Here is an 8,537-nt window from a genome sequence, read left to right as displayed (position 1 = left end):
CGCGAGTGTTGCTTGCTTCATGCGAGCATCATCCCGACGCAGCGCTCACCTTGCCACCTGATCAACCCGCAAGGCGGACCTTAATCAGCGTAGCCCTAGAACCGTTGCGCAGCTCCATTCACCCGTAGGAGTTCGCTCATGCTGGACACACCGGAACCAGGCAACGGCGGCCGCTGCGGCTCAAGCGCTGATTGCGGCCACGCGCTTCGCCTTGGGGCCCGTCGGGTGAAAGAACTCGCCCTCGTCGATGACCGACGCCGCGAAATCTCCCGTCTCACCAGGCGCGTCGTCCAGCATCCAGCGCAGCAGGTCCGGCGCAGGCATCGGGCGGGCGAACAGATAACCCTGCAGCTCGTCGCAGCCCAGGCTGATCAGCACGGCGCGCTGCCCCTCGGTCTCGACGCCTTCGGCGACGACCTTGAGGCTGAGCGCGTGCGCCAGCTGCACGACGGCATCGACGATGGCGCGGGCGTCCTTGCTGGTCTCGAGATCCTGCACGAAACCGCGATCGATCTTGAGCTGCTTGGCCGGCAGCTGGCGCAGATAGCTCAGGCTGCTGTAGCCCGTCCCGAAATCGTCGATGGACAGGAAGACGCCGATGCGGGCCAGGCCCTCGAAGACGCGTTGCGTCGCCTCGATGTCCTCCATCGCGACAGACTCTGTGATCTCGCACAGCAGCCGCGATGGATCGATCCCATAGCGGCGCATCGCGCGGTCGAGCCTACCGACGAGATCGACGTCGCGCAGTTGCTGGGCTGACAGGTTGATCGCGACGCGGATGTGCACGCCGCGTTCGCTCCATTCGCGCATCTGTCGGCAGGCTTCATCGATCACCCATTGACCGATCTGCGTGATGAAGCCGAAGCGCTCGGCCAGTGGGATGAACTGCGCCGGCCCGAGCAGGCCGCGCTGCGGGTGATACCAGCGCAGCAGCGCCTCGACACTGTGGATCTGGCCGCCCCGGCCGTCGACCTTGGGCTGGTAGAACAGTGCCAGCTCGCCGCGCTCCGCCGCATGCCTGAGCTCGGCCTGAAGGCTCACTTGCGCGTGCACGTCGACGTCCATGCGGGCCTCGAACAGCGCGTAGCTGTTGCCGCCGGCGCGCTTGGCCGCATACATCGCGGCGTCGGCATGCGCGATCAGCTTCTCCCGCTCGCCATGGCCCGGCGCCGCGGCGATACCAATGGACGCGGAGATCTCGATAGCCTGTCCGTCGACCACGATGGGCGCGCGTAACGCGGCGCACAGCCGCGCGGCCAGGGCTGTGCAGTCCGCCACGGTGCCGACGTCCTCCATCAGCAGCACGAATTCGTCACCGCCGACGCGCGCGACCGTGTCGCCGGTGCGAGCGTCCTTGAGCAGCCGCCGCGCCACCTCCTTGAGCACGAGGTCGCCGGCACCGTGGCCGAAGGAGTCGTTGACCGGCTTGAACCCGTCCAAGTCGATGAAGAGGACCGCCAACGCGCCGTGCGCCTTACTGGCCGCTCGACCCGCCGCCCGCTCGCTCAGCCGCTGTTGCAGCGCGACCGCGCGCGCCAGCCTGTCCTCGAACAGCATGCGGTTGGGCAGCTCGGTCAGCGGGTCCAGGAATGCGCGGCGGCGCAGCTCCTCGTTCGCCCCCTTGAGCTGGGCATTTGTCAGGCGCAGCGACTCGGCAAGTACGACCGTCTTGTCCTGCATGCGCGCATCGAGCACGGACACCAGCCAGGTGCAGGCCAGCATCGCCAGCGACGCGAAGACCACCAGTGTCCCCAGCCGGCTGCCCGACAGCGCGCCCGCGCTCAGGCAGACCGAGTCGATCGGGAAGCGGGCCGCGGCCATCGCCGTGTAGTGCATGCCGCTGATCGCCAGGCCCATGACGACGGCCGCGAACACCTGAACGACGGCGCCACGCAGCCCGCCCAGGCTCGCGAGCTTGAAGAAGATGACGAGGGCTGCGGCCGAGGCCCCCACCGCGATCGCCACCGAGGCCAGCACCAGCCGGAAGTCCCAGTCGATGCCCGGCGCCATGTCCAGGGCGGCCATGCCGATGTAGTGCATCGCGCAGATGCCGCCGCCCATGGCCGCGGCCCCCCAGGCCAGACGAGGGGCCGTGAGCGCGCCGCGGCTGGCAATGCCCAGTGCTATGCCGGATACGACGACGGCCGCGACCCAGGACGCGAAGGTCAGCAACGCCGTGTAGCCGATGTCCACCGGCAGGCTGAAGGCCAGCATGCCGACGAAGTGCATGGACCAGATTCCCGTGCCCATCACGACCGAGCCGCCAGCCCACCAGGCGGCTGCGGCGCGGCGATCCGGTGAGCGCACCCGGCGGGCCAGGTCCAGCGCCACGTAGGACGCGAAGCTGGCGATCATGATGGACAGGACGACGACCCAGAAGTCGTAGCTCGCTTCGAGGTAGAGGTTCATGGTGGCCTCCTTCAGCGTGTTCAGCGTGTTCCTGGCAGCGGCAGCAGGCGTTGCACGGCTACCAGCAGCTGTTGGTTGGTGAACGGCTTCGCGAGCGCGTCGTCGGCGCCCAATTCGAGCGCCTCACGCAAGGATGATTCCGACTCCCCGGAGACGACGAGCACCCGCAGCGCCGGCCGCGGCGGGCTGTCGCGCAGGAAGCGCAGCACGCCGAAGCCGTCCAGTCCCGGCATGCGCAGGTCCAGGGTCATCAGCGCGGGCGAGAAACTGTGCAGTAGCGAGCCGGCCTGGAAGCCCTCATTGGCGATCAGCGTCTTGTAGCCCGCGGCGAGCAGCACGCGCTGGATCGCGCGCGCCATCGACGGGTCGTCGTCGACGATGAGCACCCGGTCGGACGGAGCCGGGACCGGGCCCGCCGCCGCCGGGTCGGGCAGGCCGTACCGGCTCGCGAAGGCGCGTAGGTCGGCCAGCATGATGCGGTAGTCACCGCGGCCCGGCAGCCGGTAGGCCGACAACTCGCCGCGCTCGATCCAGCGGATGACGGTGCGAAAGCTGACACCGCAGCGCTGACCGGCTTCGCGGGAAGTGAGCACCACGGACGTAGCGGTGAGGGAGTCATCGATAGGCATGATGGGCTTGCTTTGTTGTTCAGGCCTGGATTCGGCGGCCTGTCCGAATCGTCACGTTAGTTCCACATGTCACATCAGTCACGATGCCTGTATTGAGCGCCAACGGCTCCGGAATTCAAAGGAACTACGTCACGCAGATTCGCGTTTGAGCGTGACGATCGTGAAGCGTGCAATGGGGGCGTCGAGGGCACGGGATCGACCTGTCAGCCGTGCAGCGTGTCGTGCAGCGCCATGGCGGGCGCATATGGACACAGCGTCGCCAGACCGCGGGGCCTGTTTCTATTTCACGCTGCCGAATGCCCGAGCGACAACGTCGCGGGCGGATGAGCGACACGTCGCGGCTTGATCTGGCGATGGCGCGAACGCCTCCCGAGGCGCGCACCTCGGTGCCAACTCTCCTGACCAACGAAGCTGCCGAGGCGACCTCGGTAATCCTCCTCACCGGCAGGGTGACAGCGCATTCTGGGCGACAACGACATCCCGCCGCACGTCGATCAAGTGCTCGGGAAGCCGCCCAAGCTGCGCGATCTGCGGCAGGCATTGCTGCGGCATCTGCTGGGACGCCAAGCCTCGAAACGGAGTCGATCAAAGGCATTCGGTGCGCGAGTGGTGGCCGCTCTTACTAATGCCATCGCGCCCGGACATGCCGACCCAACGACGTGGACGGATTACTAATGGGCGCGCTGCATGCCAATTACTGCGCTCGTTAATCGAAAACTCTACGAGTAGACGGTGGGCGATCTGCCTAAACTGGTTTCCGAGCGGATGCGGCATGACGCGCTCCGCCAAAAAGGGAGCGACGCCATGAATTCAGCTGTTGCCAATCCGCCGGTCGTCCTGTTCGTCGACGACGAGCCGTCCATCCTCAGTGCGCTGCGGCGCCTCTTCCGCCCGCAGGGCTACCGGGTTCTGCTGGCAGACAGCGGTCGCGCCGGGCTCGCCATGCTGGAGAACGAGCCCGTGGACCTCGTGGTCTCCGACATGCGCATGCCGGAGATGGACGGTGCCAGCCTGCTCGAGAAGGTGCGCGAGCGCTGGCCGGCCGTGGGGCGAATCCTGTTGACCGGTTATGCCGACGTCGGCTCGACCATCGCGGCCATCAACCGCGGGCAGATCCATCGCTACATCGCAAAGCCCTGGGACGACCGCGACCTGCTGATGTGCGTGCAGGACGGCCTGGAGCGCCGTCGCCTGGAACAGGAGAACCGCGAACTGCTCAAGTTGACGAAGGCCCAGAACGACGAGCTGCAGGCCCTCAACGCCGACCTCGCCGCGCGGGTCAAGGCGCGCACCGCCGAGCTGGAGCAGGTCAACGCGATGCTGGAGACCTCGTTCGCCCAGCTGCAGGAGAACTTCCTGCTGTCGATCGACGTCTTCGCCGGCCTCATCGAGCTGCGCAGCGGTGGCATGGCGGGCTATTCGCGCGAGGTCGCCGACCTGGCGCGGCGCATCGCGCGGCGCCTGGCAGGCGGCGCGATGCTGGAGCAGGACGTCTACGTCGGCGGGCTGCTGCACGAGGTCGGCAAAATCGGCTTCCCCGACGCGATGCTGCGCAAGCCGCTGTCCGCGATGGCGAGCGACGAGCTGGCTCTGTACCGCCGCCACACGCTCAACGGCGAGGCCGCGCTGCTGCCGCTGGGCCAATTGCAGCGCGTCGCGCGCTACGTCCGCTCGCACCATGAACGTGTCGACGGCAAGGGCTTCCCTGATGCACTCAGCGGGGAAGACGTGCCGCTCGGCGCGCAGATCCTCAGCGTTGCGAGCGACTACTACGCCGCGCAGTCAGGGCGCATGTCGCTCAAGCGATATTCGGCGGCCGAGGCGCATTCGCTGATCCTGGGCGGCGCGGGCGCGCGCTACGACACCGAGGTCGTCGAGGCCTTCGAACTAGCCGTCAACGATGAGCCCACGGAGAAGCCCCTTGACCGCGAGCTGCCGCCCCACGAGGTCATGCCGGGTATGGTGCTGTCGCGCGACCTGCTGTCGCCGCAGGGCACGCTGCTGCTCGCCGCGGGCTTCGTCTTCGATGCCCGCGTCGTCCGGCAACTGCGCGAGTTCGCGAGCCGCGACGGCGTGAAGCTGAGCGTGCACGTCAAGCTGCCCGAGGAAGCCGCAACATGAGCGAACGCATCCTGCTTGTGGACGATGAGCCGCATATCCTCAGCACGCTGCAGCGACTGCTGCGCCACGGGTTGAAGGACGCCGCGGGAGAGCGCTACGCGGTGGAGACCTTCACCGACGCCGCGTCAGCGCTGGCCCGGGCGCGCGAATGCGCGTTCGCCCTGGTCATCTCGGACCACCGCATGCCGGGCATGACGGGCGTCGAGTTCCTGCGCGAGCTGAGCAAGGTGCAGCCGGACTGCGGGCGCATCATCCTGTCGGGCTACGCCGACCTCAACGCGCTGGTTGCCGCGATCAACGAGGCCGGGATCAGCCGCTTCATCTCCAAGCCCTGGGCCGACTTCGACCTGCTCAGCGCGGTGCGCCAGGTGCTGCGCATCCGCGAGCTGACGCTGGAGAACCAGCGCCTGGCTGACCAGGTGCGCCAGCAGCGGGGCTTACTCAGCGCGCAGGAGGCCGAGCTGCGCCGCCTCGAGCGGCTGGAGCCTGGCATCACGCATGTGACGTGGGGCAGCGACGGCTCCTTCATCCTGGAGGACCCGGGCGAGGTGGTGCTGTGAACGAGCTGGATGGGCCCTTCTGTCTCGCGCTGGAGGCCGTCTGTGCGCCGACCCTCGTACACGGAGCCGAGAGCATCCTGTTTGCGAACTCGGCCATGCAGCGTCTGCTCGGTTACGACGAAGAAGCACTGCGGTGCATGTCGCCTCATGGCTGGGCAGCCGAGGGCTTCACTGCAGACCTGCAGCGCTACGGCGAGCGCTGCCTGGCCGATGCGGGCGAACTGCCGGCCATCGAGATCGAGGCCCTGACGGGCAGTGGCGCACGACGCTTGCTGGAGCTCAGGGCCCGGCGCGTCGTGCTCGATGGCGAGATCCGCGCCGTGGTGACGGGTCAGGACCTCAGCGACATCCGCTATGTTCAGACCAGCCTGCTGGACGTGGGCCGGGTGCTCCACCAGATCATCGAGAACAGCCCGGTCGCCACCTTCGTCATCGACAAGAACCACCGCATCACGCAATGGAACGCTGCCTGCGCCCAACTGACGCAGCGCGAAACCGCCGACATGCTGGGCTGCGACGACGCCTGGCGGGCCTTCTACGGCGAACCTCGTCCACTGCTGGCTGATCTGATCCTCGATGGCCGCATCGAGCAGGAGCGCGAGCAGCTGTACGGCAAGCGCTGCAATCCATCGCCGCATGTCGACAACGCCTATGAGGTCGAAGGCTTTTTCCCGAACTTCGGCCGTGAAGGCCGCTGGCTCTTTTTTACGGCGGCGCCCCTGATCGACGCTCATGGGCAGGTCGTCGGCGCCATCGAGACGCTGCAGGACGTCACGCGTCGCCGTCAGGCCGAGGAGGAACTGCGCCGTCACCGTGGCGAACTCGAGGAAATGATTGCCGACCGCACGGCCGAGCTGTTCAGCGCCCACCACGACCTCGAGGCCTTCATGGAGAACGCGTCTGTCGGCATCATCGCGACGGCCAATCGGCGTATCCAGCGGGGCAACAAGAAGTTCGCTGAGATTTTTGAGCTGGGCGACCTATCGCCCAGCGGCCTGCCGACACCTCAGTTCTTCAAGAGCTCCGAGGACTATGAGGCCCTGGGACGCGTCGCTTTCCCCGTGCTATCCCAGGGTGGCTCGCTGCTGCACGAGATGGAGATGTGCACGCTCGCCGGCAAGACGCTGTGGGTGCAGATGATTGCTTATGTGGCCAACCCGGCTGAGCCGACGGCCGGCACCTGGTGGCTGCTGCAGGACCGCACGGAGGTGCGACGGGTGCAGCAGGAGCTGGAGCTGAACTACGAGCGCATCAAGCAGACCAACTCGCGCCTGGAGGAGGCGCAGAGCCAGTTGCTGCAGTCCGAAAAGATGGCCTCCATCGGCCAGCTCGCCGCCGGCGTGGCCCACGAGATCAATAACCCGATCGGCTTCGTCAGTTCCAACCTGGGCTCGCTGCGCGGCTATATCGAGCCGCTGTTCGCGCTGCTGACCCTGCTGAAGAAGGCGCCGGCGGCGGCCCTGCCAGAGGACGTGCGCGAGGAGCTCGTGCGGGTGGATGCCGCCATCGACCTCGACTACGTGCAGGAAGACCTGCCTCAGCTGCTGCACGAGAGCGAGGACGGCCTGGCGCGGGTGAAGAAGATCGTGCAGGACCTGAAGGACTTCTCGCGGGTCGACCACGCGGACTGGCAGGACGCCGACCTGAACGCCGGGCTGGACTCGACGCTCAACGTCGTCATGAACGAGGTCAAGTACAAGGCCGAGGTGCGCAAGCACTACGGCCAGCTGCCGCCGGTGCGATGCATCGCCGCCCAGCTCAACCAGGTCTTCATGAACCTCATCGTCAACGCGGCCCACGCCATCGCCGAGCGCGGCACGATCACGCTGACCACCAGCGCCACGGAGGAAGGCTGGGTCTGCATCACGGTCGCGGACACGGGCAGCGGCATGACCGAGGAGGTCAAGCGCCGCATCTTCGAGCCCTTCTTCACGACCAAGCCGGTTGGCAAGGGCACGGGCCTGGGGCTGTCGCTGTCCTTCTCCATCGTGCAGAAGCACGGCGGGCGTATCGAGGTGGAAACCGAACCCGGCCGCGGCACCTGCTTTCGCGTCTGGATCCCGGTGTCGCCGCCCGCGGGCCAGGCGGCCTGAAGCAAAGGTCGCGGCGGCACGCTCCGAACCAGGCGGCCCAGCCGGACCATCCCAGCAGGGATGGAACGCAAGCGGGGCGTGGTCGTGTCTACCCGTCCGGCACCGCGGCTATCGCGACGATGGTGTGGAATTTGACATTGCGCCTCGAAGGCGCCGATCCAACTCACGCTCGAGCGCGGGGCCGAGACGATTCATGTTCTCCTTCATCACGTAGTCGTTGGCACCTGCCCGCATCGCCGAGACACTTCTTCGAGGACGAGGTCAGCTCGATCTGTCGGTAATCATTCATACCTTGCTTGGCCGCGTGCATGGCCTTGCGTATGGCGCGACCATGACCACCCTCGGAGGAACGAGATTGAGCCGCGACGAGCACCGTTTGTCGGCAGCCTGGTCCACAGCTCAGGAAAGGTGACCACCATGGGAAGGTAAACCAGCACCGCATCTTGTTCACCAACCTGATTTCGCCGATGGCAGTGCCCACCATCGATGACGACAGCGCGTATCACCCTGCCGGGGAGGCGCTGCTGCGGGCGAGTGTTTGCGTCGAATTCGGGCACGCCCGACTGGAAGGGCACCAGGCTTTCGCGCCGATGGACGCCCGCTTGCAAGCGATGGAGCGTGGCGGCACTCGGCCCCGGCGGCCACCCAAAGTGCCCCACTTATGGCCACTCAAACTGCTCCACCTGGCCGGGGTGAATTGACCCGTTGAACACGGTCGGTCAGGC

General features: G+C 66.9%; 6 protein-coding genes. 4 read left to right on the top strand and 2 right to left on the bottom strand.

From position 1 onward, the window contains the following. Window positions 1–180 precede the first annotated feature (180 nt). Together EV671_RS25990 and EV671_RS25985 are read right to left on the bottom strand one after the other, a co-directional pair. Complete coding sequence (locus EV671_RS25990; RefSeq protein WP_132576804.1) at window positions 181–2,409, bottom strand: putative bifunctional diguanylate cyclase/phosphodiesterase; 2,229 nt, start codon at window positions 2,407–2,409, stop codon at window positions 181–183. A gap of 20 nt (window positions 2,410–2,429) precedes the next feature. Continuing rightward, window positions 2,430–3,038: a response regulator gene (locus tag EV671_RS25985; protein ID WP_132576803.1), complete on the bottom strand. Its 609-nt coding sequence runs from the start codon at window positions 3,036–3,038 to the stop codon at window positions 2,430–2,432. 804 nt (window positions 3,039–3,842) lie between these two features. Here EV671_RS25985 and nosR point away from each other — a divergent pair. From nosR to EV671_RS25965, 4 genes are all read left to right on the top strand, one after another. Continuing rightward, the gene (gene nosR, locus EV671_RS25980) at window positions 3,843–5,159 is read left to right on the top strand and encodes a response regulator c-di-GMP phosphodiesterase, NosR family (protein ID WP_132576802.1); all 1,317 of its coding nucleotides are present in this window, start codon (window positions 3,843–3,845) and stop codon (window positions 5,157–5,159) included. Further along, on the top strand, window positions 5,156–5,719 hold the full coding sequence (locus tag EV671_RS25975; RefSeq protein WP_132576801.1) for a response regulator: 564 nt from the start codon (window positions 5,156–5,158) through the stop codon (window positions 5,717–5,719). The genes nosR and EV671_RS25975 overlap by 4 nt, the downstream gene beginning before the upstream one ends. Next, window positions 5,716–7,812, top strand: a complete 2,097-nt coding sequence (locus EV671_RS25970) for an ATP-binding protein (protein ID WP_165917743.1) — start codon at window positions 5,716–5,718, stop codon at window positions 7,810–7,812. The genes EV671_RS25975 and EV671_RS25970 overlap by 4 nt, the downstream gene beginning before the upstream one ends. A gap of 443 nt (window positions 7,813–8,255) precedes the next feature. Then, complete coding sequence (locus EV671_RS25965) at window positions 8,256–8,513, top strand: hypothetical protein (protein WP_132576799.1); 258 nt, start codon at window positions 8,256–8,258, stop codon at window positions 8,511–8,513. Window positions 8,514–8,537: the final 24 nt, after the last annotated feature.

It is taken from the genome of Roseateles saccharophilus (genome assembly GCF_004342485.1).
Lineage (GTDB): Bacteria > Pseudomonadota > Gammaproteobacteria > Burkholderiales > Burkholderiaceae_C > Pelomonas > Pelomonas saccharophila.
This window is presented reverse-complemented; position numbering and strand designations above follow the sequence as displayed.

What these genes read in the sequence shown, in the direction of transcription:
- EV671_RS25985 (WP_132576803.1), bottom strand. Translation starts at nt 3,038, where the DNA reads ATGCCTATCGATGACTCCCTCACCGCTACGTCCGTGGTGCTCACTTCC.
- EV671_RS25975 (WP_132576801.1), top strand. Translation starts at nt 5,156, where the DNA reads ATGAGCGAACGCATCCTGCTTGTGGACGATGAGCCGCATATCCTCAGC.
- EV671_RS25990 (WP_132576804.1), bottom strand. Translation starts at nt 2,409, where the DNA reads ATGAACCTCTACCTCGAAGCGAGCTACGACTTCTGGGTCGTCGTCCTG.
- nosR (WP_132576802.1), top strand. Translation starts at nt 3,843, where the DNA reads ATGAATTCAGCTGTTGCCAATCCGCCGGTCGTCCTGTTCGTCGACGAC.